At 70.3% G+C, this 25,919-nt stretch carries 21 protein-coding genes; 14 read left to right on the top strand and 7 right to left on the bottom strand.

Annotated features, from left to right (window positions below; all coding sequences use genetic code 11):
• Window positions 1–155 precede the first annotated feature (155 nt).
• The 7 genes from AC16DP_RS12960 to AC16DP_RS12990 all read left to right on the top strand — a co-directional run bounded on the left by AC16DP_RS12960 (window position 156) and on the right by AC16DP_RS12990 (window position 10,278).
• On the top strand, window positions 156–3,902 hold the full coding sequence (locus AC16DP_RS12960; RefSeq protein ID WP_329727961.1) for a serine/threonine-protein kinase: 3,747 nt from the start codon (window positions 156–158) through the stop codon (window positions 3,900–3,902).
• A 94-nt stretch (window positions 3,903–3,996) separates the two neighbouring features.
• The gene (locus tag AC16DP_RS12965) at window positions 3,997–5,484 is read left to right on the top strand and encodes a hypothetical protein (protein WP_329727962.1); all 1,488 of its coding nucleotides are present in this window, start codon (window positions 3,997–3,999) and stop codon (window positions 5,482–5,484) included.
• A gap of 13 nt (window positions 5,485–5,497) precedes the next feature.
• The gene (locus AC16DP_RS12970; protein ID WP_329727963.1) at window positions 5,498–6,940 is read left to right on the top strand and encodes a serine/threonine-protein kinase; all 1,443 of its coding nucleotides are present in this window, start codon (window positions 5,498–5,500) and stop codon (window positions 6,938–6,940) included.
• Window positions 6,941–7,170: 230 nt separating this feature from the next.
• Complete coding sequence (locus tag AC16DP_RS12975) at window positions 7,171–8,799, top strand: hypothetical protein (RefSeq protein WP_329727964.1); 1,629 nt, start codon at window positions 7,171–7,173, stop codon at window positions 8,797–8,799.
• 79 nt (window positions 8,800–8,878) lie between these two features.
• Window positions 8,879–9,241 carry a hypothetical protein gene (locus tag AC16DP_RS12980; protein ID WP_329727965.1) on the top strand — a complete coding sequence of 121 codons (363 nt, stop codon included), beginning with the start codon at window positions 8,879–8,881 and terminating at the stop codon, window positions 9,239–9,241.
• A gap of 33 nt (window positions 9,242–9,274) precedes the next feature.
• The gene (locus AC16DP_RS12985; protein WP_329727966.1) at window positions 9,275–9,841 is read left to right on the top strand and encodes an imm11 family protein; all 567 of its coding nucleotides are present in this window, start codon (window positions 9,275–9,277) and stop codon (window positions 9,839–9,841) included.
• 140 nt (window positions 9,842–9,981) lie between these two features.
• Window positions 9,982–10,278: a hypothetical protein gene (locus AC16DP_RS12990; RefSeq protein ID WP_329727967.1), complete on the top strand. Its 297-nt coding sequence runs from the start codon at window positions 9,982–9,984 to the stop codon at window positions 10,276–10,278.
• Window positions 10,279–10,294: 16 nt separating this feature from the next.
• On the opposite strand, the gene AC16DP_RS12995 is transcribed toward AC16DP_RS12990, so the two are convergent.
• Window positions 10,295–11,653, bottom strand: coding sequence for a sigma 54-interacting transcriptional regulator (locus AC16DP_RS12995; protein ID WP_329727968.1), 1,359 nt, complete (start codon window positions 11,651–11,653; stop codon window positions 10,295–10,297).
• Window positions 11,654–11,762: 109 nt separating this feature from the next.
• Here AC16DP_RS12995 and AC16DP_RS13000 point away from each other — a divergent pair, with 109 nt between their 5' ends.
• The 3 genes from AC16DP_RS13000 (at window position 11,763) to AC16DP_RS13010 (ending at window position 13,640) form a co-directional block, all read left to right on the top strand.
• On the top strand, window positions 11,763–12,524 hold the full coding sequence (locus AC16DP_RS13000; RefSeq protein ID WP_329727969.1) for an endonuclease I family protein: 762 nt from the start codon (window positions 11,763–11,765) through the stop codon (window positions 12,522–12,524).
• A gap of 42 nt (window positions 12,525–12,566) precedes the next feature.
• Window positions 12,567–13,214 (top strand): hypothetical protein, encoded by a 648-nt coding sequence (locus tag AC16DP_RS13005; RefSeq protein ID WP_329727970.1) that lies wholly within the window; start codon window positions 12,567–12,569, stop codon window positions 13,212–13,214.
• 99 nt (window positions 13,215–13,313) lie between these two features.
• Window positions 13,314–13,640 (top strand): tellurite resistance TerB family protein, encoded by a 327-nt coding sequence (locus AC16DP_RS13010; RefSeq protein WP_329727971.1) that lies wholly within the window; start codon window positions 13,314–13,316, stop codon window positions 13,638–13,640.
• A 107-nt stretch (window positions 13,641–13,747) separates the two neighbouring features.
• Here AC16DP_RS13010 and AC16DP_RS13015 read toward each other — a convergent pair whose 3' ends face one another.
• From AC16DP_RS13015 to AC16DP_RS13025, 3 genes are all read right to left on the bottom strand, one after another.
• Entirely contained in the window at window positions 13,748–17,944 is a 4,197-nt protein-coding gene (locus AC16DP_RS13015) for a Kelch repeat-containing protein (RefSeq protein ID WP_329727972.1), read from the bottom strand.
• 469 nt (window positions 17,945–18,413) lie between these two features.
• On the bottom strand, window positions 18,414–19,571 hold the full coding sequence (locus tag AC16DP_RS13020; RefSeq protein ID WP_329727973.1) for a dienelactone hydrolase family protein: 1,158 nt from the start codon (window positions 19,569–19,571) through the stop codon (window positions 18,414–18,416).
• 88 nt (window positions 19,572–19,659) lie between these two features.
• Entirely contained in the window at window positions 19,660–20,379 is a 720-nt protein-coding gene (locus tag AC16DP_RS13025) for a proline and serine-rich protein 1 family protein (protein ID WP_329727974.1), read from the bottom strand.
• A 250-nt stretch (window positions 20,380–20,629) separates the two neighbouring features.
• Here AC16DP_RS13025 and AC16DP_RS13030 point away from each other — a divergent pair, with 250 nt between their 5' ends.
• A complete protein-coding gene (locus AC16DP_RS13030; RefSeq protein ID WP_329727975.1) occupies window positions 20,630–21,529 on the top strand; it encodes a tetratricopeptide repeat protein in 900 nt (299 codons plus the stop codon).
• A gap of 21 nt (window positions 21,530–21,550) precedes the next feature.
• On the opposite strand, the gene AC16DP_RS13035 is transcribed toward AC16DP_RS13030, so the two are convergent.
• Genes AC16DP_RS13035 through AC16DP_RS13045 form a run of 3 tightly spaced genes read right to left on the bottom strand, consistent with a single transcriptional unit; the run spans window position 21,551 to window position 24,547 of the window.
• Window positions 21,551–22,354: a carbohydrate ABC transporter permease gene (locus tag AC16DP_RS13035; RefSeq protein ID WP_329727976.1), complete on the bottom strand. Its 804-nt coding sequence runs from the start codon at window positions 22,352–22,354 to the stop codon at window positions 21,551–21,553.
• The gene (locus AC16DP_RS13040; RefSeq protein WP_414640700.1) at window positions 22,351–23,238 is read right to left on the bottom strand and encodes a carbohydrate ABC transporter permease; all 888 of its coding nucleotides are present in this window, start codon (window positions 23,236–23,238) and stop codon (window positions 22,351–22,353) included. The genes AC16DP_RS13035 and AC16DP_RS13040 overlap by 4 nt, the downstream gene beginning before the upstream one ends.
• Window positions 23,239–23,251: 13 nt before the next feature.
• Entirely contained in the window at window positions 23,252–24,547 is a 1,296-nt protein-coding gene (locus AC16DP_RS13045) for an ABC transporter substrate-binding protein (protein ID WP_329727977.1), read from the bottom strand.
• A gap of 114 nt (window positions 24,548–24,661) precedes the next feature.
• Here AC16DP_RS13045 and AC16DP_RS13050 point away from each other — a divergent pair, with 114 nt between their 5' ends.
• From AC16DP_RS13050 to AC16DP_RS13060, 3 genes are all read left to right on the top strand, one after another.
• Window positions 24,662–25,099, top strand: a complete 438-nt coding sequence (locus AC16DP_RS13050) for a ribosomal maturation YjgA family protein (RefSeq protein WP_329727978.1) — start codon at window positions 24,662–24,664, stop codon at window positions 25,097–25,099.
• A gap of 251 nt (window positions 25,100–25,350) precedes the next feature.
• The gene (locus AC16DP_RS13055; protein ID WP_329727979.1) at window positions 25,351–25,557 is read left to right on the top strand and encodes a cold-shock protein; all 207 of its coding nucleotides are present in this window, start codon (window positions 25,351–25,353) and stop codon (window positions 25,555–25,557) included.
• A 91-nt stretch (window positions 25,558–25,648) separates the two neighbouring features.
• Window positions 25,649–25,831 carry a hypothetical protein gene (locus AC16DP_RS13060; RefSeq protein ID WP_329727980.1) on the top strand — a complete coding sequence of 61 codons (183 nt, stop codon included), beginning with the start codon at window positions 25,649–25,651 and terminating at the stop codon, window positions 25,829–25,831.
• Window positions 25,832–25,919: the final 88 nt, after the last annotated feature.

Below are 25,919 nucleotides of genomic sequence, written 5' to 3' on the forward strand. Positions count from 1 at the left end.
GTTGCGGCTCCGCGTCTGCTAACCTCCGGGCACGGCGCTCCCCCCGCCGTTGCCCCATGCGCTGCCCGGTCTGCCACCGTCGTCTCATCCCCGGTGCCGCCTGTCCCCCGCACGCGGAGCGGCCTCCGCTTTCTCCCGAGGCCGAGCCCCTCCCCGTGCCACAGGTGCCCGGCTTCCAGCTCCAGGCCCTCATCGGCGTGGGTGGCTTCGCCCGTGTCTTCTCCGCCCGGCGCGAGGAGGATGGCCGTGAAGTCGCCCTGAAGGTGGCCCTCGGCCCCTTCTCCGCCCGCTTCGCCCGCGAGGCCGCCGCCCTGCGCCGCGTCGGCCCTCCCACCGTCCCCGAGCTCCTCCTCGAGCGCTCCACCCCGGGCTCCACCGAGGGCCGCTCCTTCCTCGTCCTCGAGCGTCTGCGCGGACAGACGCTCGCCGCCTGGATGGCCGCGCTCCCCGGCTCCGGCGCCGCCCCCCTCTCCCACGTGCGTGATCTGCTCGCCGGCCTGTGCGGCGCCCTCGAGCGCGTCCACGCCGCGGGGCTCGTCCACCGCGATCTCAAACCGGAGAACGTCTTCCTCCGCGAGGGCGGTGCCCTCAGCCTCCTCGACTTCGGCCTCGCGCGTTTCCTCGATGCCTCGGACCCCGGCGAGCCCGAGTCGTCCGTCAGCCTCACCCGCACCGGCCAGCGGCTCGGCACCGCCGTCTACATGGCCCCCGAGCAGTGTCTCGAGTCGCGCGACGTGGACGCGCGCACCGACCTCTACGCGCTCGGCGTCCTCCTCTTCGAGCTGCTCACCGGCTCGCCCCCCTTCACCGGCGGGCCCGACGAGGTGCTGCACGGCCACGTCACCCTCCGGCCTCCTCGCGCCTCCGAGCGCGGCCCCGTCCCGCCGGCCCTCGACGACGTCCTCCTGCGCTGCCTCGCCAAGGACAAGGCCGCGCGCTTCGACTCCGCCGCCGCGCTGCTCGCCGCCTTCGACGCCGCCTGCCGCGCCAGCCCCTCCGCGCCCGCCGCCGCCGAGGAAGCCCTCGCCCCCGCCCGTCCCCAGGGCGTGCGCCAGGTGGCCCTCCTCGGGGTGCGCGGCGAGCTGGACGTGGAGCACCTCGCCGCCACCGTGGCGCCCGAGGGCGGCCTGCTCGCGCGCGTCCACCCGGGCCTCTACCTCGCCGCCTTCCCCGAGCACCCCTCGGCCGAGGCGGGCCTGCGCGCCGCCGCCCGTGCCGCCCGGCTGCTCTCCGCCGAGCCCCATACCACCGCCGTCCTCCACCTCGCCGAGCTGCGCGTGCGCCCCGGCGCCACCCTCACGCGCATGGCCGGCCCCGCCCTCGAGCAGCCCGAGTCCTGGTGGCCCTCCCAGAGCCCCGGTGCGGACACAACCCTGCTCGCCACCCCCGAGGCCGCGGCCCGGCTCGGCGAGGGTGCGACACAGCCCGGCCCCTCGGGCGCCCTGCTGCTCTCCGGCGACTCCTCCATCACCCGCGGCCCCGCCTCCGCCGGGCCTCCGCCCCTGCTCGGCCGCGACGCGCTGCTCGACACGCTGGTGGCCAGCGCCACCCGCTCCTTCTCGGGCCACGGCCCCGGCCTCTCCGTCCTCACCGGCGAGCCCGGCCACGGCAAGACGCGCCTGCTCGACGCGCTCGCCACGCGCCTGGAGACGGAGGCCGGGGCCCGGGTGCTCCGCCTCGCCGCGCCCCACCCGGACGCCGCCGGGGCCGATGCCCTCCTGCATGCGCTGTGGGCCCTCTGCGCGCCGAACACGCCCCTGCCCTCGGCCCCCACGGGCGCCCGGCGGCACGCGCTCGCCCGCGCCGTGGCCGAGGCCCTGCGCCGGCTCGCCGCCCGCCAGCCCCTGGCCCTCCTCCTGGACGACGCGCACCAGGCGGACCCCACCCCCCTGGATGCCCTCGAGGTGGCCACGCTCGCCGCGCCCGAGGTGCCCCTCTTCGTGTGCGCCGCCGGCCGGCCCGAGCTGCTCGGCCTGCGTCCGCTGCTCGGCGAGCGCGCCGGCCTCCCCGCCTGGCACGTGCTGCCGCCGCTCGCCCCCGAGGCCAGCCGCGCCCTGCTGCTGCACCTGCTGCGCCCCGCCGAGTTCATCCCCGAGCCGGTGCTCGCCCGCCTGGAGCAGCTGACGCAGGGCGTGCCCCTCTCCCTGGTGGAAGTCGCTGGCGCCCTGCGCACCTCGGGTGCCCTGCGCGCCACGCCCGGCGGCGAGTGGTACGTGGCCGCGGACGAGCTGCTGCACGTCTCGGTGACGCCCCTCTTCGAGCGGCTCGCCACCCGTGCCCTCTCCGTGCTGCCCGCGGCGCACCAGGGCCTCGCGCAGCTGTGCGCGGTGCTCGGCCAGGAGCTGACGGTGGCCCAGGTGGACGCGGCGCAGCGGCACCTCGACACGAAGGAGGACACGGCGCGCATGGCCGGCCTCGACGCGGGCGCGGGGCTCGCCCGGCTGGAGCGCGCGGGGCTGCTCGAGGCGGTGGGCCCGGAGCGTTACGCCTTCCGCCAGCCCCAGTTGCGCGAGGCCCTCGAGCGGGCCCTGCCAGCCCCGTGGCGCCGGGCGCTGCACGCGGCGGCCCTGCGAGGCCTCTCGGGCCAGGGAATCGCGGAGCAGCGCCGGAGGGCCCGCCATGCCGCGGCCTGTGGCGCGCACGAGGAGTCCTTCACCGCCTGGTTCTCCCTGGGCGAGGCCGCGCGGCAGGCCCACCGCCACGTGGAGGCCGAGCAGGACTACACCCATGCCCTGGCGCAGCTCCCGGAAGGAGACACGGCCCGGCGCGCGCGGGTGCTGGCGGGACGGGGCCGGGTGCGCTACCGCACGCACCGCCTCCGCGAGGCGCTGGCGGACCTGAGCGCGGCGCGGGCGCTGGCCGGCGCCCTGGGGAGCACCTCGCTGGAGGTGGACCTGCTGCTGGAGGAGGCCACCGTCCTGGACTGGCTGGAGGACGCGGAGGGCTCGGCGGCGCGCACGCGGGAGGCGCTGGAGAAGGCCGAGTCCCTGGATGATCCACGCCTGTCCGTGCGCTGCTCGCTGGCCCGGGCGCGGCAGGCGTGGCGGCAGGGGGACTGGGCGCGCGCGACGCGGCTGCTCACCGCCACGGTGGAGGCGACCACGCTCGCGCGGGACACGGAGACGCGCGTCATCGCCCTGATGATGCAGGGCACGGGGCTGGCGCTGGCCGGTGAGGGGGAGGCCTCGGCGCGGGCCTTCGACGAGGGGGTGGCGCTGTGCCGCAAGGAGGGCGACGCGCTGCACCTGGCCGCCACCCTCATCAACCGCACCTTCCTCTGGCGGCTGCGCGGAGACCTGGAGGGCAACGAGCGGGACTTGCGCGAGGCCATCGCCGTGGCGCGCGAGCTGGGCCACGCGCAGGTGGAGCGCTGGTCGGTGGGGCAGCTCGCCGAGTGTCTGCACTGGATGGGGCGCTCGCGGGAGGCGCTGGGGCTGGCGCGGCGGGCGCACGAGCTGGGGGTGCGCTTCTTCGGCGAGCACCCGGTGGCGGTGGACGCGGTGCTGCTGGCGCGCGTGGACGCGGCGCTCGAGGACATGAAGGAGGCGCGCGGGCAGCTGGACTGGCTCTCCGCCCACTGCCGGCCCGAGTCCACCCCGCCCAACACCCTGGCCCTGTGGCGGCTGGTGGAGCTCCGGGTGCGCGAGGCCGAGGCCGGCATCCGGGACGCCGGGGCCTGGAAGGTGCTCGCCGAGGAGGCCCAGCCCCACACCTCGGGCGACGAGCTGACGGAGGTGCTCCACCTGGCCACCCTCTCCGCGCTCCAGGCCGGCCGCCGCGACGAGGCCCGCGAGTGGCTCACCCGCGCCGAGAGCACCGCGGCCGCCTCTCCCCTCTGGCGCTCGCGCCTGGAGGGGCTGCGTGTTGCCTGGGAGTCCACTCCGGGGGCGCGTGATCCGTAGCCGCACGAGCAACAGGGGCTCCAACCTCCTCCCCGCCCCCGAGGAGGCGAACGCCCCCTCTCCCATGGCCCGCCCCATGCACTTGTGTCACACCATGAATTTCCAGCGACTCGCGAACAAGTCTGGCTCCCTGCACGTCCTGTTCCACGGCCTCACACTGGGGGTGATGCTGCTCGGGTCGACAGGCTGCCAGCCCGGGCTGCCGGAGGACGAGGGGGGGCTGGAGAGCGGCACGGTGGAGCGGGAGCTGCGGGTGGCCAACTCGCTCACCACGAAGGCGCTGGTGCTCAACGCCATCTCCACCAACCCCACGGCGAACGACTTGCTGGCCGGCGGGGGCCTGGCGCCGCTGTTCCACCCCGTCACGGGCAACGGCTACCTCCAGCTCCAGCTGAGGGACCTGGACGCGCAGAGCTTCATGTCCTACCTGGTGGGCTGCGCGCTGCCGGCGGGCCACACCATCGCCTGGGAGGATCCGCTCACGCTGACGCCGCGCACCTGGGAGGGCAAGGCGGGCCTGTGCCCCCAGTGGGAGTACGGAGCCCCGTCCGACACGTGCAAGAACCGGGTGTCGGCGTGTCTGCTGGCGCGCAACAACGCGCTGGGCCGCCGGGTGGAGCTGTCCATGCGCGGGGAGGATCCGCTGCAGCCGGCGCTCTTCCCGCTGGAGGCCCAGACGCGGCCGGTGGAGTACGACCCGGACCTCGGCAACGCGCGGGTGCCGAGCTACGAGGCCTGCACGGCGGCGCAGAGCGGGGTGGGCCGGGACTGCGGCTGGAAGGGGGACTTCATCGGCCGGTGCGTGCCGGGGCAGGCGGTGCGGCTGGGAGCGGGAGGCCGGGCGCCGGACCAGTGCGTCACGGGCCCCGCGCTGGGCGCGTGGAGCGGGGCACGCATGATGCTGCGCGTGTGCGAGGGCAACATCGGCTGCGACTCGGGGAGCGGGCGCCACCTCGGCCAGAGCCAGGGGACGTGCCTCACCACGGCCCCGGCGGTGACGTTCACCTGCCCGGCCTCGGGCTTCTTCAACGTGATGAGCGCGCCGTATGACAGCACGCTGACGGGCGGCGTGTCGGTGGCGGTGGAGACGGGCACGCTGGCGGCCACCAGCTACAAGCTCTCGGAGAAGGCGGTGTACCGGCTGCGCGAGGGGGCCTACTACGGCAACATCTTCGACTCCAAGGCGCTGGCGGCGAAGGTGTACGTCGAGGAGAGCGGCCGCATCGTGGGCAAGGAGCAGACCGTCCAGGGCTCGGTGTACCGGAAGATGTTCTCCTGCCAGGCGCCGGAGTGGAACAACGACGCGGCGTATGCCTCGTACCGCGTGTGCGCGCTGCCGGGCTCGGGGGCCAACTGCGCGTCCCGGGTGGTGGGGGACTGCTACAACTACAGCATGCCCTCGGCCTCGAAGTGCAGGAGGGAGGACGGCGCGGTGGTGGTGGGAGATGGGGACTTCGAGGACTGCTACGATTCGGAGGGCACGCTGTGGAAGGAGCCCATCACCGTGTACCTCTACGAGGCGTGCGGACTGACGCCGGGCATTCCTTCCGAGTATTGCCTCTGGCGCAGCACGAAGCAGTAGGAGCACCCGCCGCATGAAGGACGGTCAGGACGATTCCCGCGGTGCGCCTCGAGCCAGCGAGGCCCGGGCCTGGTCGCTGTACGGCGAGGAGCTGTCGCCGGGGGCCCAGGTGGGGGGCTACATCGTGGAGGGCACGCGGTACCGGGGCAGCGTCTCGACGCTCTACCGGGCGAAGGAGGCGCGCAGCGGCGCCCCCGCGGCACTCAAGGTGATGCACCCGCAGTTCGCCGCCGCGCGCAGTGCGCTGCGCCGCTTCCAGCAGGAGGCGGAGACGCTGAAGCGGCTGAGGCACCGGCACATCGTCGACGTGCTGGAGCACGGGACGCTGGCGGACGGGCGGCCCTTCATCGCGATGGAGTGGCTGGAGGGGAGGGACCTGGCGGCGGAGCTTTCGGCGCGAGGGCCCTACTCGGCGCGGGAGGCGTTGGAGCTGCTGGAGCAGGTGGGCTCGGCGTTGAAGGCGGCGCACGGGGCGGGGGTGGTGCACCGGGATTTGAAGGCGCAGAACGTGGTGGTGCTGGCGGGGGAAGGGGGCCCGCGGGTGAAGCTGGTGGACTTCGGGGTGGCGAAGCTGCTGGCGCCGGAGGAGCACCCGGGCGCGGTGATGACGAGCACGGGGATGGTGCTGGGCACGCCGCTGAGCATGGCGCCGGAGCAGATTCGAGGGGAGACGCCGGACGCGCGGACGGACCTGTATGGGCTGGGGGTGCTGCTGTACCAGCTCGTGACGGGACAGCCGCCGTTCCAGGGGACGACGCAGGTGGAGCTGGAGGAGCAGCACCTGCACGCGCCGGTGCCGAGGGTGAGCGAGCGGGCGCCGGTGCCGGCGGCGCTGGACGCGGTGGTGGGGCGGTGCCTGGAGAAGAAGCGGGAGGACCGCTACGCGGACGTGGACGCGGTGCTGGTGGAGCTGCGGCGCGCGGTGCGGGGGGAGGGCCAGGGCCGGTCGACGCAGGTGAGGGCGCTGGGGTTGTACGTGGAGGCGAGGATGGGGGTGATGGTGGACGACGCCACGATGGACGCGGTGGACGCGTTGATGGAGCACGCGCGCGAGCGGGCGGACGCGGTGGGGCTGAAGGTGATGGTGGAGGGGAGCAGCTTCCTGTTGGGGGTGGCGGCGCTGCCGGACGAGGCGGACGCCGAACGGGAGGCACGGAGACGGGTGCTGGAGCTGGCGCTGGCGCTGGCGGAGGAGCCCGACCGGGGAGAGGGAACGGCACGGGTGCGGCTGACGCCCACGCTGCACCTGGACACGGCGACGCTGCGCCCGGACGCGAGCGGCAGGCCAGCGCTGGGGGGAGGCCGGCTGCTGAGGTTGTCGGCGTGGACGGGGGGACATCCGGGGAGGGGCGTGGTGGTGACGGAGGCGGCACTCGCGGGGTTGCGGGACACCTTCCAGGTGAAGGTGCTCCCGGGCCGCGAGGGCCTGTGCCACGTCACCCGGCACGCGGCGTGAGACGGTGTTGAACGGAAGCGGGCTACCGGCTGGGCTACGGGAACGTCACGCCGTCGAGGAGATGCCCCGTCCCCCCGCCGCCTCCTCTGACTCCACTGCTCTGACAAGGTGTCGAGCACGAGCAGGCGACAATGCGCCAGAAGGAATGCCAGGGAAACAGGGCCCTCGCTGTTCGGCTATGCTCCCGATGAAGCGCCCATGAGAATGATGGCGGCGCTGGAGGCGCGCGCATGACGGCTCCGTCGAAGAAGGGCACGGCTCCGAAGTCCCCGGTACGGCCCGGAAGAGCCCCGCCCCTGCCCATTTCCGGCGAGTCCTTCAAACTCGTCCCCCAGGGCGCGGCGCTGGCCGTCGTCAAGGTCCCGCCCGGGGAGCGCCAGGACACCTCCGATCATGTCCTCACCCGCGCTCGGCTCGAGCAGTTACTGTGGCGCAACTCCATCCCAGTGGTGCCGGGCTCGGCCCTGTCGGGCTATCTTTCCACCCTGCATTCACTGCCCGCTTTCGAGCGGCATGCGCCGGGAGCATTCTCCCTGGACCCGGGTACGACTCGGCTCTCCCGGAGCGACTGGCGCGGCAACCTCGGCGAACTCTCGGCCCGGCACGGGGGGATGATTGCCCAGCAGGACCTCAATGCCGTGCGCCCCAATCACCCCATCTTCGATCTGCGCGACCACCGGGGCGGCCTGAATTCCGTGAAGACGAGCATACGCCCGGCGGATGGCCGGGGAGATCCATTCGAGACGTACCTGCGGGGGCTGCGCGACATCGTGGGCCTGCGCCCGACGACCTGGGAGCGGGCGCGAACGGCCCTGTACCCCCAGCGTCCGGCGGACGAGGGCCGCGCCTTGATGCTGCGCAACGGGTACCTTTCGGTGAATGAGGAGCATGTGGAGCCGTTCCGGGCCGCGCTGCGCGACCCCGGCAACTACCGCAAGCGCTCATACCGCGAAGTGGCGGACAAGCTGCTGGAGGCGGAACCGGTGCGGATTGGCGGGACGGTGTACCGCGCCTATCAGAACCTGGAGAACACCCGCCGGGGCTCGGGGTCTCCGGACGACGTGCGCCGGCAGGCGGAGGCCGCGCTCTCCTCCGTGAGGGAGAAGATCGCCGTCTACATCACCAGCAACAACATCACCTCCCAGCACCTCATGCAGTTGGAGCGGTTCCGCCAGCAGGTGGCCGTCGCCAATCCCCACATGACACCCGCGGAGGTCAACCGCTGGGTCTTCCCGGAGCTCCTCCTCGTGGCGCGCCATGGGGGTGGGGTCCGCGGAAACGCCGTGGCGTCCGGTATCGCGGGCGGGCGGGGCTCGGTGGGTGGCGCAGTGGTTTCCGTGCTTTGTGAAGCCGTTCACGTCTACTATGAACCACCAGAGGATCCATTGCCGTCACTCACCAAGGCTGGCGCCGCGGGGGGAACATCAGGGCTGGTAGGTGGTGCTACCCAGAATCTCGTCACGGCCAACGCAGGCAGTGCGCTAGCGCGCAGACTCGTCAGCCAGGGCACGAGTGTCCGGCTGGCGACGGGTACGGGCCGGGCAGTGGGTGGATTCGCGGGAGGCGCGCTGGCAGCCCCCATCTTCACGATGACCTCGCTCGCGCTCGACGATGAAGAGCACAGCGGTACGGACTACGTCGCGACAGGAACGCGGGCTTTTGTCTCTGGCAGCCTCAGTTCCGCCATCGCGGCGGGGGTCGTGGGCGCCATCTGGGGAACAGAGGTTCCCCTGCTGGGAAATACGGTGGGATTCATCATTGGCTTCGGCGGGTATTATCTCGTGGACGCACTGACCGGCGAACAGGTGGAGCAGGGCATCCGCAATAACCTGGAGGCTCCGCCAGGAAGTGGCCGTTGAGGGGCGGGTGAAGCCAATGGAGAAAATCACCAAGAAAAAGCCCCTCCCTCTCTGGGTGATCGGATTGGGGGTGTGGGTCGTGGCCTTCGGGATTGTCTCCGCGCTCTGGATCGACCTGAGCATCCGCCAGAAGCTTCCAGGGCCCATCAGCTGGCCAAGTCTGGCCTTGATAGCGGCTTGCGCGGCGATCTTGGTGGTGATGATCGTACAGCGCATCCGGTCGGAGCCGACGCCCGAGCAACGGGCCGCGTTCTGGGCGCTCCTGGAGGCGGAGCCGGGGACGGTGGGCGCGGTCGTGGTGAAGAAGAAGGGCAAGCCAGAGGTCATCGCCACCGTGCGCAGCGTGGAGGAGTATTGGATGCTCGCGGGCCTGGGCAAGCTGCCGCATGAGCACACCCTCGTCATGGCGGCGCCAGAGGAAGACCCGAAGCCCAAGCCGTGAGGAAACATACCCCGCCGTGGTTGTTTGGATTGTATGCAGAACTATTTCGAGCTGGAAAACGACATGGGCATCCGGGACCGCTGGGAGCTCGGCGACCCGATGGATGGGAGTGGCCAGGAGATCTGGAACGGGCACTTCTCGAAAGGTCTTCCGCTCTCCATCCATCTGCCCGTTCGGATGGGCATGTACAAGCAAGGGCGTGCCCTGGATTTCTCGACCACCGCGCTCGGTGTCACCGTCATTCACGACAGGGTCAAGACACTCTTCGAGCAGCTTGGCATCCAGGACCAGATGCAGCTCTTCCCCGTCACGATCGACGGCCATCCGGAGCGTCACTACATCGTGAACCTGCTCCGAACGATCCGGTGTATCGACGATGCCCGATGTGAAGAGGTGGGTTATCGCACCGCGGAGGAAGGATACGAGGAAGGGATTGGCGAGTATTACAAGGTGGTCGGTCTGAGGATTGACCCGAGCCAGGTGGGGAATGCCGAGATCTTCCGTCCCTGGGGCTGGCCGGTCTCCATCATCGTTTCGGAGCGAATCAAGAAGGCCATGGAGATGGCTGGCGTGACGGGCACACGTTTCACGGAAGTCTGAGCGGGTGTTGCGCCAGAAGCGAGCGAGCAGGCCAGCGCTGCTCTCCTCTTCGAGCCTGGAGCCAGCCCCTCCCACTGACCTGTGAGCCCTCCCCGCCGTGCGCAGCCTACAAGGGTTGAGCTGGCGAGAGGAGTACGGCCATGACGGACCCGGACAACGAGTGGGACGACCTGGAGGCAGGATGGGACGCCACGGGGGCCCTGGTTGGACCGACCTCTGACGAGGTGAACGCGCGCAAGGCCCTCAAGGGTCCGAAGCCCGACGAAGCGAGCTCGCTCGCGGCCCTGCGGGCACGGGAGCAGGCGGGCGAGGCCCGAGGAACGGAGGACGCCCCCACCGCCGGAGGCAAGGCCACCGCGCGCCCCGAGGAGTGCGAGGGACGCGCGCTGGACGCCATCAACGACGGCGATGGCAACTACCTGGAGCCACCAGACTGAGCGGCCCGGGGGAAGCTCACTTGATGCCGTGCCGCCGCAGCAGGCGGTAGAGGTACACGCGGTCCATGTCCGCGCCGCTGGCCGCCTGGGACACCTTGCCCTGGTGCAGCTCCAGCAGCGCGCGCAGGTAGCGCCGCTCGAAGTCGTCCAGGGCCAGCCGCCTCGCCTCGGCGTAGGGCACCTTCGGATCCACCTCGAAGCGGCTGCCCGGCGGCACCATGTCCGACAGCGCCAGGGTGTCCTCGAACACGAGGCACCGCTCCAGGTAGTTGCGCAGCTCGCGCACGTTGCCCGGCCACGCGGCCTGCTCCAACCTCGCGATGAAGCCGGGCTCGCGCAGCGCCTTCGTCCGCTCCGGATCCGCCCCCAACGAGTCGAGAATCTGCTCCACGAGGAAGCGCAGATCCTCGGGCCGCTGGCGCACCGGCGGCAGCGGAATGCGCAGCACCGCCAGCCGGAAGAAGAGGTCCGAGCGGAACCGGCCCGCGTTCACCTCGGCGCGCAGGTCCCGGTTCGTGGCGGCGATGATGCGCACGTCCACCGGCACGTAGGCGTTGGTGCCCACGCGGCGGAACTCCCGCGCCTCCAGCACGCGCAGCAGCTTGGGCTGCAACTCCGCGGGCAGCTCGCCAATCTCGTCCAGGAAGACGGTACCTCCGTGCGCCTCCTCGAAGGCGCCGATGCGCCGCTGGGCCGCGCCGGTGAAGGCCCCCTTCTCGTGGCCGAACAGCTCGCTCTCCAGCAGGTCCGCGGGAATGGCGCCGCAGTCCACCGTGAGGAAGGGCTTGTCGCGGCGGGCGCTCTCCTGGTGGATGGCCTGCGCCGCCTGGCTCTTGCCCGTGCCCGTCTCGCCCTCGAGCAGCACCGTCACGTCGCGGGCCGCCGCGCGCTCCAGCAGCGCGAAGCACATGCGCATCGGCACCGAGGTGCCCACCAGCGAGCCGAAGCGCGTGCGCTCGGACACCGGCAGCCGGTTGCTGTCCGTGCTGTAGTCGAAGCGCACCACCACGCGGCCCAGGCGCAAGAGACTGCCGCCGCGCAGGTACCCCTCGGCCACCTGCACGCCATCGAGGATGACGCCGTTGGTGCTGTCCAGGTCCTTCACCCGCGCGCCCTTGGGGCCCACGCGAATCTCGCAGTGAAAGCGCGACACCGTGGGATCATCCAGGTTGAAGTCGTTGCTCGGGTGCGAGCCGATGGAGCACGCATCGGACACCGAGTCCCAGACGGTCCCCACTCCGGGCCCCTCCACCACGGTGAGCAGGAAGCGCCGGACGGCCGTCGCTTCCGGAGCCCCTGGCGCGTGCGCGTAGGGCCGCGTCACGCTCACATCCTCGGCTCCGGGAGGGTTCTCAGGACGATCAATGGAGGGCATGGACGAAGGTTAGCAGCCCATCGCGCCCCCGCACGCAACTCCTGGCGCACATCGACGACAATATGGGCGTACCTGGGCCGATGTAGGTCCATTTACGGGGAATCGACCCATGCTTGTCCGCTCGACCGCCGCCACCGTCCGCCCCCCGCCCTTCGTCCCGGCCGCCCCGGCCGAGGCCCGCCGAGGGGCGAGCCCGGCACCGCGCGCGCCCCAGGGGGGAGGCGACGTCTTCGAGACCCCGAGCCAGCCGCCGCGCGACGAGGGGTTGAAGGACAAGGCGCTCATCCAGGCGCTGCATGAGGCGGCGGCGAAGCACAAGGACCTCGGCTACAACCAGGCGCGCAAGGTCATCTTCACCGCGTTGGACAACCACGAGGGGAAGGTGAAGTGCGTGTACACGGGCCGCGAGCTGAAGACGAACAAGATTCCCAACAGCTCGGACATGAACGTGGAGCACACGTGGCCGCAGTCGAAGGGCGCGACGGGGGCGGCGAAGAGTGACTTGCACCACCTGTTCCCCACGGACAGCAAGGCGAACAGCCAGCGCAGCAGCCATCCGTTCGGCGAGGTGCGGAAGGTGAAGTGGAGCAGCCCGAGCGGGGCGAAGCTGGGCACGGACGCCGAGGGCCGCACGGTGTTCGAGCCGCCCCCCGAGCACAAGGGCAACGTGGCGCGGGCGCTGTTCTACTTCTCCACGGTGTACGGCAAGGCGATTCCGCCGGCCGAGGAGGCGGTGCTGAAGAAGTGGAACGTGCAGGACACGGTGGACGCCGCGGAGCTGACGCGCAACGGCGCCATCGAGAAGTACCAGGGCAACCGCAACCCCTTCGTGGACGACGCCTCGCTGGCCCAGCGCATCGCGGACTTCTGATTTCCCCTCGCCCTCCGGGAGAGGGAGTAACCTGCGCACGTGATGGCCACTGTCTCTCCATTGTGGGCACTGGTCCCCGGGGCCTCGGACGTGCCGCTCGCGAAGGTGGGCGGCGCACCGGAGCCCGTGGGCGCCGTGCACTGGCCGGCCTGCGCCACATGCGGCGAGCCCATGCGCTTCCTCTTCCAACTGCCGCACGTGCCCGGGCGTCTGGACCTGTCACCCTCCGCCGCGGTGTACGTCTTCCAGTGCGAGAACCCGGACACCGTCTGTGAGCGGTGGGACGCGCACGCGGGAGCCAACGCGGTGGTGGCGGTGGAGCCGGGCACGGCCTCGGTGGAGGGAGCGCGGCCCACGGGCGTGCCGTACGCGGAATGGAGCCTGGGCCTGGCCCCGGCCGAGGAGGACACCGAGGCGCTCTCGGTGGACGTCAACGAGGCCACGGACGAGCAGCTCGCCGCGCTGGACCGGGCCCTGGAGGAGGCGCCCGAGAGCAAGGTGGGCGGAGTGGCCGGCTGGGTGAACGGGGATGCCACGCCGGAGTGCTGTGGCGAGCCCATGCGCTTCCTGGCCCAGCTCGCGGCGATGCCCTTCGGGCTGGCCTTCGGGGACAACGGCCGGGGCTACCTCTTCCGGTGCCGGAGGGGCGGGTGCGGCACGCCCTTCCGCTTCACCTGGCAGGGCGCGTAGCCGGGCGGCTCGCCTGCATCCCCCCTATCGAAGCAGACGTCTTGTCCGTGGACGGAGACCCGGGAACGGGCGACGCTCGGGGGTGGAGACGACACCGGGATGACGACACCGATCGACGACCGCTTCTACATCGAGCTGCTCAAGCTGTTGCTGCACGTGGCCTGGAGTGACGACGAGCTCAAGCCGAGCGAGGCGCATGCGCTCATCGGCGCGGCGCAGCGGTGGAAGGTACCGCTGGCGGAGCTGCAGCGGCTGGAGCGATGCCTGGAGCTGGGCGAGCCCCTGCCGGCGCCGAACCTGGGCCTGCTGCGCCAGCATCCGGACGAGGTGCTCGCGACGGCGCGCACGCTCATCGGGAGCGACGCCGAGGTGCACATCTCCGAGGAGGAGATGCTCGGCCAGATTCGCGAGCTGCTGGGCCTGTGAGCCCGGCCTGACGCCTGGCGGACCCCGGTCCCCCTCCCTGGAGACCGGGGCCTTCATTCTTCTCTTCCCGTTCTCGGAGGGTCCCATCCCGGCCCCTCCGAGGGACCTCACGGCGTATACAGCTCGGCCGAGGTCTGATCGCGATTGCTGACACTCGCCGTCACGAGGACCCGGCCATCGGGAAGCAACGTGGCCGTGTGCTCGTAGGTATCCACGGCCTTGTTGCCGGCCGGGCACCAGCCGGAGCCACAGGCATTGGCGCTGTACACCTCCGCCGAGGTGTGGATGCCATCGTAGTCACTGTACCCTCCAACGACGAGCACCCGTCCATCCGGCAGCACGGTCGCGGTGTGATAGCGCCGGGCCTTGCCCATGGGCTCGGCGGCGGTCCAGCTTCCGGAAGCCGGGTCATACAGCTCGGTCGTGTTGCTGAGCGCATGGCTGCTCCCGCCACCGGTGACGAGCACTCTGCCATCGGGCAGGAGCGTCGCGGTGTGATGGCGCCGGGCCGTGGTCATTCCACCCACGGTCGTCCAGGTCCCGGTGGCCGGGTCGTACAGCTCGGCCGACGAGAGGAACACCCCGCGCGCATCACTGCCCCCCGCCACCAGCACCCTGCCACCGGGCAGGAGTGTCGCGGTGTGATGGGCGCGGGCGGTGGCCATCGCACCGGTGGGATGCCAGGTGTTGGAAACCGGGTCGTACAGCTCGGCCGAGGACTGCGTGAGTCCACCATCGTTGGTGCCACCCGTGACGAGTACCCGGCCGTCGGGCAGCAGGGTAGCCGTGTGGTGCCGCCGGGCCGAACTCATGGGAGCGGTGGACAACCACGTGCCGACGGCCGGGTCATACAGCTCGCAGAACGCACCGGACGCGCTGCCTTCACCGCCCGCGACGAGCACCCGGCCATCCGCCAGCAGGGTGGCGGTGTGCTCTCGGTGGGTGGCGATGGCGTTGCCCGTGGCAGTCCAGGCGCCCGTGGCCGGCTCGTACAGCTCGGTGGACCAGACGAAGCCACCCACCACGAGCACCTTGCCGGAAGGCAGCAGGGTGGTGGTGTGCAACAGATGCTCACTGGCCATACGACCGGTGGAGGACCACATCCCCGCCGCCGGGCAGATGCCCGGGCCCGCCACCACGTTCACCTCGCGCGTCGCGGAGGCCTCGTGGCCGGCCCCATCCGTCACCGCATAGGTGAGGGTGTAGCGGCCCTCGGTGGTGGTATCGACGACACCGGAGATCCTCACCTGGGAGGAGAGCTCTCCCGCGCAGACATCCGAGGCGGTGGCTCCCTGCTCGACATACGGACGTCCCGGATCACAGCCCAGGGTGACGACACCGGGCCCGTTGAGCACCAGCGTCGGCGCCTGGGTGTCGACGACGTCGACGGACGAGGTGCACCGCGCCTGAAGCCCGGACGTGTCCGTGGCGGTGTAGGCCACGGGCGTGGAGCCCAGTGGGAAGGAAGCCTCGGGCGGTTGGGAGACGTGCGCCAGGGAGCAGGTATCACTCGCCGTGGCGGCGGGCGGCCGCAAGCGGGCGCCTCCAGCCACACACTCGGCGGTCACGGGAGCCGGGCAGGACAGGGCGGGCGGCTGATGGTCCTCAACGGTGACGGGGATGTTGCAGCGCGCCGTGTTGCCCGCGCCGTCGGTGGCGACACAGCTCGCCGCGGAAGTACCCAACGGGAAGGTGGAGCCCGAGGGGGGCTCGCACCGGGTGGAAACTCCACCACAGTTGTCGGTGACAGAGGTGGAATAGGTGGCCACGGCACTGCCCTCACGGCACTCGAGCACCGGAGTCTCCGCCGGGCACGTGAGCGCCGGAGGCGTCACGTCCTCGACCGTGACGGTGGACTGGCAGGAAGAGGAGAGACCGAAGCCGTCCGTACAGGTCAGGGTCACCTTCTGCGAGCCGAGCGCATAGGGACAATCCGGCGTCTGCACGCAACTCAGCGTGTCGGTCTCGTCTGGGTCATACGAGCCATCATCCACGGAGGTGCACCCCCTGCAGGACGAGTCGGCCGCGATGGTGACATTGCGGCAACGGGCCACGGGCGGGCGGTTGACGCAGTTGCCGGCACAGCTCGGTCCATCGGCCGGGTCATCCCAGACGAAATCCGCGGAGCCAACGGCCGGCTCGGGCATTCCCTCGGAGTGGGCGAACACCTGGAGGGTGTTGTGGCAGCTCCGCAGCTCGATCGGGAAGGAATAGGCTGGATCGAGCCCACAGTTGGTGCAGACAATGACCTCGGGGCCGTCGTTGAGCTTGTACCAGATGCGGTCCACGACGGCGGGCCTGCTCTTCACCACGCCCGAGACGGGAATCCTCGGGCCGGCGGCACAACCCGAGGCGGAGGTGATGCTCACCGAGAGCGGCGGAACGATCTTCACCCGCTGCCCACATCCCAGCGTCACACTGACCGGAGCGAAGTTCGCCGTATTCACCGCCCCGCTGTCGCTCATCAGGTAGGCGCCCGGCTTGAGCGAGTAGGTCCCCTGAGGAAGCACCATCGACACGGAGCCCTCCGTCTGAGGCTCCGTGACCATCGGCGTGTATCCCCAGATGGCCGGGACACCGTAGAACTGGCCTGCGACCGCGTAGGCGCGCGAGATCCCCATCCAGTCCTTTCCACTGAAGGAGCCGGAGGCGACATCCGCCCAGGGATTGTAGAGGCGCCCCAGCGGAGTCGAATACTTGAGTTGTACTTCGTTGAAACAGTACTCATGGTCGATGCGCTTGCGCTGCTCCGCGCCAAGCAGCGCGGAACGGTTCGCCGGCTGGTAGATTGACAGGGAGCCATACCGGAAGCGCGCCTCGTCATACATCCCGGGCCGGGTCCTGAACGAGGCGTCTTGCGTCCAGAAGCGGAGGCTCAGGTTCTGCTGGGTCCACGTGTGCGGCAGATCATACGGATTGGGGAGCACCTGCTCGTAGGTGGAGTCCAGTTCCCCACGGCTCCGTTCGAACTTGCGGGGGAAGGACGTGTAGGAGTATCCGCCTGAAGCCGACGCGTTCAGGAAGGTTCCCCTGAGACCGAAGTTCTCCGGAGTATTCGGGATGCCATCTTTATTCGAGTCCTGATCCGCATCGAACCAGAGCGACTCGAGGGTGCTGTAGGAAGAGGGGTTCAGGGGAATGGAGGGATCCGCCAGCCGGACGGCGCCATGAAAGTAGGCGGGCCGCATGGAGAAGGCATGCCGCGTCTCGCCCTCAACCACCCGGGTCACGGGTGTGGTCTGGTCCGCGATGACCGTGACAGGACCCGCAGGCGTCGATGGAGAGAGGGACGGCGTGGCGAAGCGGGTAAACTCGCGGCCGCTACGCAGGTAACCCCAGCCCTGGAGCGACCATTCTCCCTCATCCAGGGTAGGATTCATGGTCCACCATGAGCCTGGAGCGCTCACGGGTGATGTCAGGCTCGTACTGCTGAGGTTTCGACGAGTGATGGAGGGCAGCGCCTGGTAGGTGGCCCTGAGATCACGCATGTAGACCAAGGTCTCTCCACTGATCTCCCAAGGGCCGGTGATATTGCCCTGCGGCCCCTGAACGAGCTTGTCCGAAATGGGTGTGCAGATACGGACGACCTCGTCACATGCCGCGGTCGCGGTCACGGGCCTCCCGAATGCATAGAGACGCCCGTCCTCGCCCAACACGCTGTAGTACAGGGTGGTGTTCAGGCTCGCGCCCCCCGTGATGTATGTCGCGAAGCGCTGCTGTCCCGGCACGCGGAATACGCTACCACTCTTGAGCGATGCGGTAGCGAAGGCGGGAGACGGCGTCGTACAGGCCGCATCCGTGCCAAACTCGAACTGCACCACACCAATGCAGGACTCGATGGTGAGCTCGGTGGGGTTGGGCGGTGTCTGGCGAGGCCGGACCACGACTCCAGAGGCGACGGGCAAGGTATAGCCGCCACGTCTGGCCGTGACGTTATAGGACACCCCCGCCTCTCCTCCCGCGCTGGACTCGACGAGCAGCGTGAAGTCATACGTCGAGGGACTCTTGAATGTCGTATAATTGGTCGCGGCGCTGTATCCAGCCGGCCGGGTGCTGCTGGCGGAAACGGATGCGATGTTGGAGCTCGAGGAAGCGCCGGCCGTGTGCCACGGATCCGCCCCCAGCAGGGCGAGGATCTCCGGGTTCTCATTGGTCAGCTTCACGGTGCCATTGATGACATTGGGCTCCAGCTCGATGACTCCCCCATCCGCCGTGGCCAGCGGCATGAGCGCCGGCTCGGGTGTGGCGAGCAGCGGGGACTCATCTTCTTCTCGCTGGGCAAAACCGAAGGGAAGCTCCTCCACGGCTGACGCCGTGTCCTCGAGCGTCTCGCCAGGCTGTATCTCGATGGGGCCAAATGCCGCCCCCCCTGCTGGTGAAGACTCCTTGGATACGGATTGGATGACTTGCGGCCCCTCTTGTTTGCCTTCGTCCCCAGGGGCTTCACACGCAGTCAAGAGCAGACAACTCGACACAGCCAACACTGCTGTATACGAACGTTTCAAGTGCTCTCCCTCGCTCCACTGCGGGTGAATACTCACCAATCTGGCAGAGAAATTTCAAGAGTGAACAATTGTAGGTTTCGTCATTTTCGCGTGTGGAATAACAGCCATTACATGCCTGGGGCGAAAGCCAGGGAATGCAGAATAATACTCATTTCAAAGCCATCCACTGCTGTCTTCCATTGCGGAACAAGTCGAGAATCACCACACATCAGGGATGAGAAGACGAAGAGGCCGCGAGCACACCCGGAGCGACACGATGGCGTGTGCCCTACGCATCCAGCAGCCGTGCCCAGAAGGCGACGAGCCGCCAGACATCATCCACGTCCTTCAGCCCTTCGAGCTCGGCGTGGGAGATGAGGGGTGAGAGCAACAGCCGCACCTCGGTCCGGGGCGCCAGCCAGCGTGCGAGGAGCACGGACTCGATGGCGGGGATGACGGAGTCCTCCGTGCCGTGCAGCAGATATACGGGCGCGGAGGTGGCGGGCGACTGCTCGGGCGAGAGCGCCGGGTCGCTGGCGTAGACCTTCGCGTGCGGCAGCAGCAGCGGCCCGAGCGTGGCCACGTCCCGTTCATTCACATACTTCATGAAGGTGGCGGCGGGCTCGGGCATCTCCGCCTGCAGGCGCCGGGACTCTGCGAAGGTCTCCTCGGCCTGGCGCATGTCCCGCAGGGTGAGGTGCGAGGCGCGCAGGAAGGTAAGAATACCCGCGCGCAGCGTCTCCACCTGCCCGGCGGGGACCACCAGGTGGGCCACGTTGAGCAGGATGATGGCCACGCCGTAGTCATGGGGCCTGCGGTGCTGGCCTCCGGGCTCGACCCCCGTGCACAGGAAGGCGAGCACGCGTGACAGCTCGCCATGCCCGCCCAACGAGAACGCGAAGGCGACCCTGCCAGCGAGCGAGGGCCGCCCGGCGGCGACGAGCGAGAGCCCACCGGAGAAGCTGATGCCCATGAGGCCCACCCGGCCATCGGGCGCGAGCTCCGGGCGAGCGGAGGCCCAGAGCGCGGCGTCCTCGAGCATGTCCGGCTCGCGCGGGGTGATGCGGTAGCTCAGGAGGTCGGGCAGCTCGGGGGTGAGGACGGTGAGCCCTCCGGCGGACAAGTCCCGGGCGAGCTTCACCAGCCGGGGCTCGTCGATGCCATCCGCGTGCACGCCGGGGGTCAGCAGCACCGTGCGTCCCCGAGGACTCCCGGGACGGAAGAGGCGGGCGCGCAGGGCGCCGTGGCGGGAGGGAATCCGCACGTCCTCCTCGGAGACGGGGCCGGTGCCCCAGCGGGAGACGCGCCCGGCCAGACCGTCCCGCATGCCCGCGGCGCGAGCCACCAGGGACAGGCCCCGGAGGTAATGCGGGACGGCGAGCACCCCCACGAGCAGCAGTCCGCCGAGGAAGACCAGGAGCGTCGCTCTGCGGGTGCGGGAGCGCATCGCGGGCCATTCAAACACAAAGGGCCGGACCCGAGGGGCATTGCCGCCCCGCGAGCCCGGCCCCTGGAGGGCCCGTCGGACCCGAGCCTCAGTTGGAGAGGATGCGCTTCAGCTCGGCCTTGTCGTTGGAGAACTGGAAGGAGTTGTAGAGCTGGAAGCCGTTGTCCCGGTCGAGCACGCGCGACCACAGCACCCGCACCGCCTTCAGCCTGTCCTGCGAGAACTGGAACTGGTTGAGCACCTGCTGCACCTGGCCGACGAGGAAGTAGTGGGTACCGACGGCATCCTGCAGGACGTTCATCTTGTCCTCGGCGAAGGGCTCACGGGACATGGCGCCCATGATCTTCTGCAGCTTGCCCTCGGCGATGGGCTGGTAGGCGGGAGCCGGGGGCGGAATCGGCCCCGGGTTGCCATACCCCCCACCCCGGCCCGAGCCCCGCAGCTCGGGGGCATCGGCGACCAGCTCGCGCAGGTCCTTCAGCTCCTCGTAGGCGGCGCGGATCTTCGCCTTGCCGCCGTTGCCGCGCTTGCTGCTCTCGAAGGCCTGACCCAGCAGGTCCTCCAGGTCCGCGAGGCGCTGCTCCAGGTCCTCGCGCTCGAGCACCACCAGGGTGCCACGGCGGCCGCGGCGGTACTCGCGGAACTCGTCGGCGTCGCCACCCCGGTCGTCACCCCGGCCCCGGAACTCGTTGGAGGTCGGAGGCGCGTTGCCGGTGGGCTGGCCCGGAGGAGGCGCGAGGGTGGGGGCGGTCTGGGCGGAGGCGGCAACGGCGGTCAGGAGCGTGAGAGCGACGAACAGGGCCTTCATGGGAGTCATCCTTCTGGACTATGTCCTTGCTGCATCTGCCCACTCTGACGGGCCGCGGGCGTCCGCATTCAAACGGATCCGCCCCTCCCCGCCCAGGCCCCCTCCCCTCATGGCCCCTGCTCCTGGGTCCAACGACGGGCCCGCCGTCGTCGCCCTCGGACGGAGCATCCCGCCCCTGGACGCGCGAACGCGCCAGGTACCGGAAAAGACGAGGGTCCGCCCTGGGCCGGGCATTGCACGAAGGCCGGGCATGATGACACTCACGCCTCCTTCCATCCGTCCGTCGTTCGCGAATGACCCGTTCCTCCAGTCCCGGCTCAACGGACTGGGGCTCCTGTCCAGCGTGATGATGCTCACCGGCTTCAGCGGCATCGTCATGCTGCTCGGCCCGGGCTCCCTGGCCGATGCCTCCGAGGTGGACCTGGGGGTGACCCGGGTTCCCCTGCCCATCGCCCTCGCGGGGGTCTTCTTCGTGGGCCTGGCCCTCCGCCACTGGCTCGGCTGGCGGGTGAGACAGCTGGAGCGGCGGGGTTGGGAGTTGCTCCAGGCAGGCAGACCCGAGGCGGCCATCCGCTCGCTGGAAGTGGCGATGTCCACCGGAAGCCATATCGCGCGGGGCCGGGGCTACTACGCGCTCGCCCTCGCCTGTTTCCGACAGGGTGACTACGAGCGTGCCCTCGCCCTCGGAGAGAAGACCACCTGGCTCGGGAGGAGAAGGGATGCCAGGGTCTGCGATGCCCAGGTCCCCGCGCTGATGGCCGTCATCCTCGCCCTCTACGGAGAGCTGGACGATGCCCGGGAGTGGGTGGGCCGCATCCGCCGCCCCATGTTCGACGAGACGGACCATGCGCTGCTGGCGCAGGCGGTGATGCTCTGCCGCGAGGGCCGGTACGTGGAGGCGGTGAAGCGCATCCAGCGCACCGCGCGCAAGGACGTGCCCGAGACGGACGTGGACGCGGTGGCGGTCCTCCACGCCTTCGCGCGCAGCCGGCTGGGAGGGCAGCTCGTGCCCCTCAAGCCGCAATGCGTCCAGCCCCAGCGGCCCGCGCGGGGCTCGGAGTCCCAGTACGAGTACCTCGCGTGCGAGTGGCCCGAGCTCGCCGCCTTCCTCCGGGGCGAGGAGGCCCCGGCGCCGATGCTCGACGCGTGACGAAGGCCGCCGGACAGCGCGCTACTCCTTCACGGCCCCGGCGGTGAGCCCGCTGACGATGCGCCGCTGGAAGAGGACGGTCATCACCACCAGGGGGAGCGTGGCGATGACGGAGGCGGCGGCGATCTCCCCCCAGGGCTCCTTGTGCTCGCTGGCGAAGAGGCTGATGGCCACGGGCACCGTGCGCTTCTCCGGCGAGGACAGGAAGGTGAGCGCGTAGAGGAACTCGTTCCACGCGAAGATGAAGACGAGGATGGCGGTGGTGGCCAGGCCCGGCGTGGCGAGCGGCAACAGCACCCGCCAGAAGGCGCCGAGCGGCGTGCACCCGTCCACCCGCGCGGCCCGGTACAGCTCGTCCGGGAGCTGGCGGAAGAAGGACGTGAGAATCCACAGCGTGAGCGGCAGCGCGAAGGTGGCGTAGGGAGGCACCAGGCCCACCAGCGTGTCGCGCAGGCCCGTGGCGCGCAGGATGAGGTAGAGCGGGCTCACCGTGGCGATGGGCGGGAACATGGACACGGCGAGCGCCGCGGCCAGCAGCAGGCCGCGCCCGCGGAACTCCAGCTTCGCCAGCGCGAACGCCGCCGACGCACCCACCGCCATGCAGAAGATGGTGGTGAGCGAGGCCGCCACCAGCGAGTTCACCAGCACCTGGAGGAAGGGGCGGCCCCACAACACGCTCGCGTAGTTGTCGAAGGTGAGCGAGGTGGGCAACGGCTGGGTGAGCTGTCCGTCCGGCCACACCGACGTCAGCACCTGCCAGAAGAAGGGCCCCAGGAAGAAGGTGAGGAAGGCCACCGTCGCCAGCCACAGTCCGGGCCGCTTCATCCCCGCCCCTCCTTCCCGAGCAGCCGGATGTACACGAGGCTCAACCCCACCACGCACAGGAACGTCATCACCGACAGCATGGAGCCGTAACCGAAGTTGCCCGCCCGCATCAGCGTCTTGTAGGCGTAGATGCTCAGCGTCTCCGTGGTGTTGGCGGGGCCGCCCTCCGTCAGCACGAAGATGGCGTCGAAGACGCGGAAGGCATCCAGCGTGCGGAACAACAGCGCCAGCAGGATGGCGGGCTTGAGCAGCGGCAGGGTGATCGACAGGAACGAGCGCCAGCGCGACGCGCCGTCCACGCGCGCCGCCTTGTAGATGTCCTCGGAGATGCCCTGCAGGCCCGCGAGGATGAGCAGCGCCATGAAGGGCGTCGTCTTCCACACGTCCACGAGGATGGCCGCGTGCAGCGCGTACCCCGGCACGCCCAGCCAGTTGATGTCCTGTCCCGGCAGCAGCCGGTTGATGAGGCCGTAGTCCGGGTTGAAGAGCCACGCCCACAGCTTCGCGCTCACCACCGTGGGGATGGCCCACGGCACCAGCACCGAGGCGCGCAGGAGGCCCCGTCCCGGGAACGCGGTGTTGAGCAGCAGGGCCAGCGGCACCGCCAGCAGCAGCTCCACCGTCACCGCCACCAGCGTGAAGTAGGCCGTGTTCTTCAGCGCGTTCCAGAAGCGCGCGTCGCCCAGCATGAAGCCGTAGTTCTCCAGCCCCAGCCACCGCTGCTCTCCGAAGACGAGGATGAGCCGGTGCAGGCTCAGCCAGACCGCCGCCAGAATCGGGTACAGCGCCACCCCCAGCAGCACCAGCACCGCCGGCGCCACCAGCATGTACGCCTGCCGCCGCTCGCGGCCCATGGAGCCCGTGGCCTTCACCGTGCCATTCATCGGTGCGCCCCTCCTACTCGAACTGCCCGGTGAGATGGTCCACCTGCCGCTGCGCCTGCTTCAGCGCCTGCTCCGGCGGACGGATGCCCGCGATGGCCGCGGAGAACTCGCTCTGCAGCACGTCCGAGAGCAGGTTGTAGTACGGCGTCACCGGCCTCGGCCGCGCGTTCTCCACCATGCCCAGCAGGCTCGCGATGAAGGGCACCCGCTCCACCAGCCTCGGGTCCTTGTACACCGAGGGCCTCGGCGGGTTGCGGCCATAGCTCAACGCCATCATCACGTTGGCCTCCGGCGAGGTGAGGTGCGCGATGAGCCGCTCGGCCGCCTCCTTGCGCTTCGGCGACACGTGCGCGTTCACCGCCAGCTGCCACCCGCCCAGCGTGCCCCACCCCGGCTCGCCGCTCACCGTGGGCAGCGGGGTGATGCCCACCTTGCCCCGGATGGGCGAGTCCGGCTTCTGCGCCTCCTCCCACGCATAGGGCCAGTTGCGCATGAAGACGGCCTGGCCCGCCTGGAAGACGCGCCGCGCCTCCTCCTCGGCCGCCGAGGTGACGCCCGGCGGGGAGATGCCGCTGGCGATGAGCCCCCGCAGGTACGCGAGCCCCGCGCGGGCCGGCTCCGTGTCCAGCTCCAGCCGCCCCTTGTCGTCCAGCACCCGGCCCCCGTGGCCCCAGATGGCCTCGAAGACGTTGCAGTTGAGCCCCTCGTACTGCCGGCCCTGCCACACGTAGCCCTGCAGCAGCGGCTGCTTCGCCCGGGCGTCGCGCGCGAACTGCTCCAGCTCCGCGTAGGTGCGCGGCGCCCGCGGCACCAGGTCCGTGCGGTAGAAGAGCACCCCCACGTCCACGTACCACGGCACCGCGTACGTCTTGTCCTTCTGGTCCTTCTCGTCGCGCACCACCACCGCCTCCACCGGGCCGGAGAGGAAGTCGCGGCGCAGCACCTCGGGCGGGAAGGCGCCGGAGATGTCGGCGATCCACCCGGCCCGCGCGAACTCGGGCACCCAGACGACGTCCACCACCAGCACGTCGAAGTCGTCCGCCCCGCCCTCCAGCGAGGTGAGGAAGAACTGGTGCGCCACGTCCGAGGAGTTCGGCAACGCCTCGGTGGTCAGCACGACGTCCGGGTTCTTCCGCTCGAAGTCCGCGAGCAGCTCGCGGAAGGCCACCGGATCTCCCAGCGGCTGGTACTTGAAGACGAGCGGCGTCTTCCCCCCGGCGGCGGTGGCCTCTTCCTTCTTGCGGCGGCAACCCGGGAGCGTCCAGAGGACGAGCCCCAGCACGAGCACGGAGATGAGCGGGCGGCGCATAGGGGGCCGATGTCCCCATCTCCTCGCGCCCGGGGCAAGCACGTTCGCACCGCGCCCCGCCCAAGTGTCGCCCGGTCTCCGGAAGCCCGGCCCCCGTCGCGTACACTGTCCGGGATGCGTCCCGGCCCCCGCTCCCGCGCGTTGCTGCTGCCCCTGATGGTGCTCACCGTCGCGCTGGGCCTGGGCTCGCGCTCCGCGGCGGCGCGGCTCCACCTGCCCCGCTTCGTCACCGGCTACGCGGGCGACGCGCTGTGGACCGTCATGGTCTACCTGTGCCTCGTCTTCCTCTGGCCCCGCCTCTCCGTCCGGCGCGCGGCCGCCGGGGCCCTGGGCCTCTCCGTGCTCGTCGAGCTCAGCCAACTCGTCCACACGCCCTGGCTGGATGCCCTGCGGGCCCACCGCCTGGGCGCCCTCGTGCTGGGCCGGGGATTCCTCGTTTCGGACCTCGTCTGTTACGCGGTGGGCGCGGGGCTCGCCGCGGGCACGGACCTGCTGGGCGCCCGGCTCCGCGCCACGCGGGCCCAGGCGCCGTCCCACGGCGTTCCCCCCTGAACAGCCCGTATTCCCGGGGTCCGTCACCGTCCCATCGGAAAGCTTCTCGCGGGCGGTGATTCAGGAACAGCGGGGCGCCGGAGGAGTGTTATGTGGTGGATCGCCGCCGCGTGCACGACGTCTTGAAATCGAATTCCGGGGAGGTTACCGACTCGACTTCACGGGCAACCAGGTGTACGCCCGGTATGCGCTCCAGTGAGCGCGCGGTTCGGCGATGGTCGCCGGGCCGTGTAGGAGAAAGAATCAGAGCAATGGCAAGTGGCACTGTGAAGTGGTTCAACGACGCGAAGGGCTTTGGTTTCATCACCCAGGACAACGGGGGCCCGGACGTGTTCTGCCACCACACCGCGATCATGACTGAGGGATTCCGGACCCTGGCCGAGGGCCAGAAGGTGGAGTTCGAGGTCAAGAAGGGCCCCAAGGGGCTCCAGGCCGAGAACGTTCGTCCGATCGGCTGATCGCGCGAGCGCGGCTACTTACCTTCAAGCCCACGAGGCCTGGCCTCTCACGAGGTCGGGCTTCTTTTTTACCTCTTTCCCAGGAGCATCCATGCAGGGAAGGTCAACGAAGAGACAGAAGGAGATGGCCCGCCAGCAGAAGCAGCGGGACAAGGACGCCAAGAAGGCCGAGCGCCAGCGCGAGAAGGACACGCGGCCTCCCCGCCAGCCCGGCGATGAGGATCCGGATATCGCCGGCATCGTCCCCGGCCCGCAGCCGCCCCTCGAGATGTGAGGCAGGCCGACCGTGAAGCAGTCAGCCAAGCGCCCGGCAGGCGTCCAGGGCTCGGACTCCCAGGTGGATTCCGGGCCCTTCGTGCTTT

The organism is Archangium sp. (genome assembly GCF_057119385.1).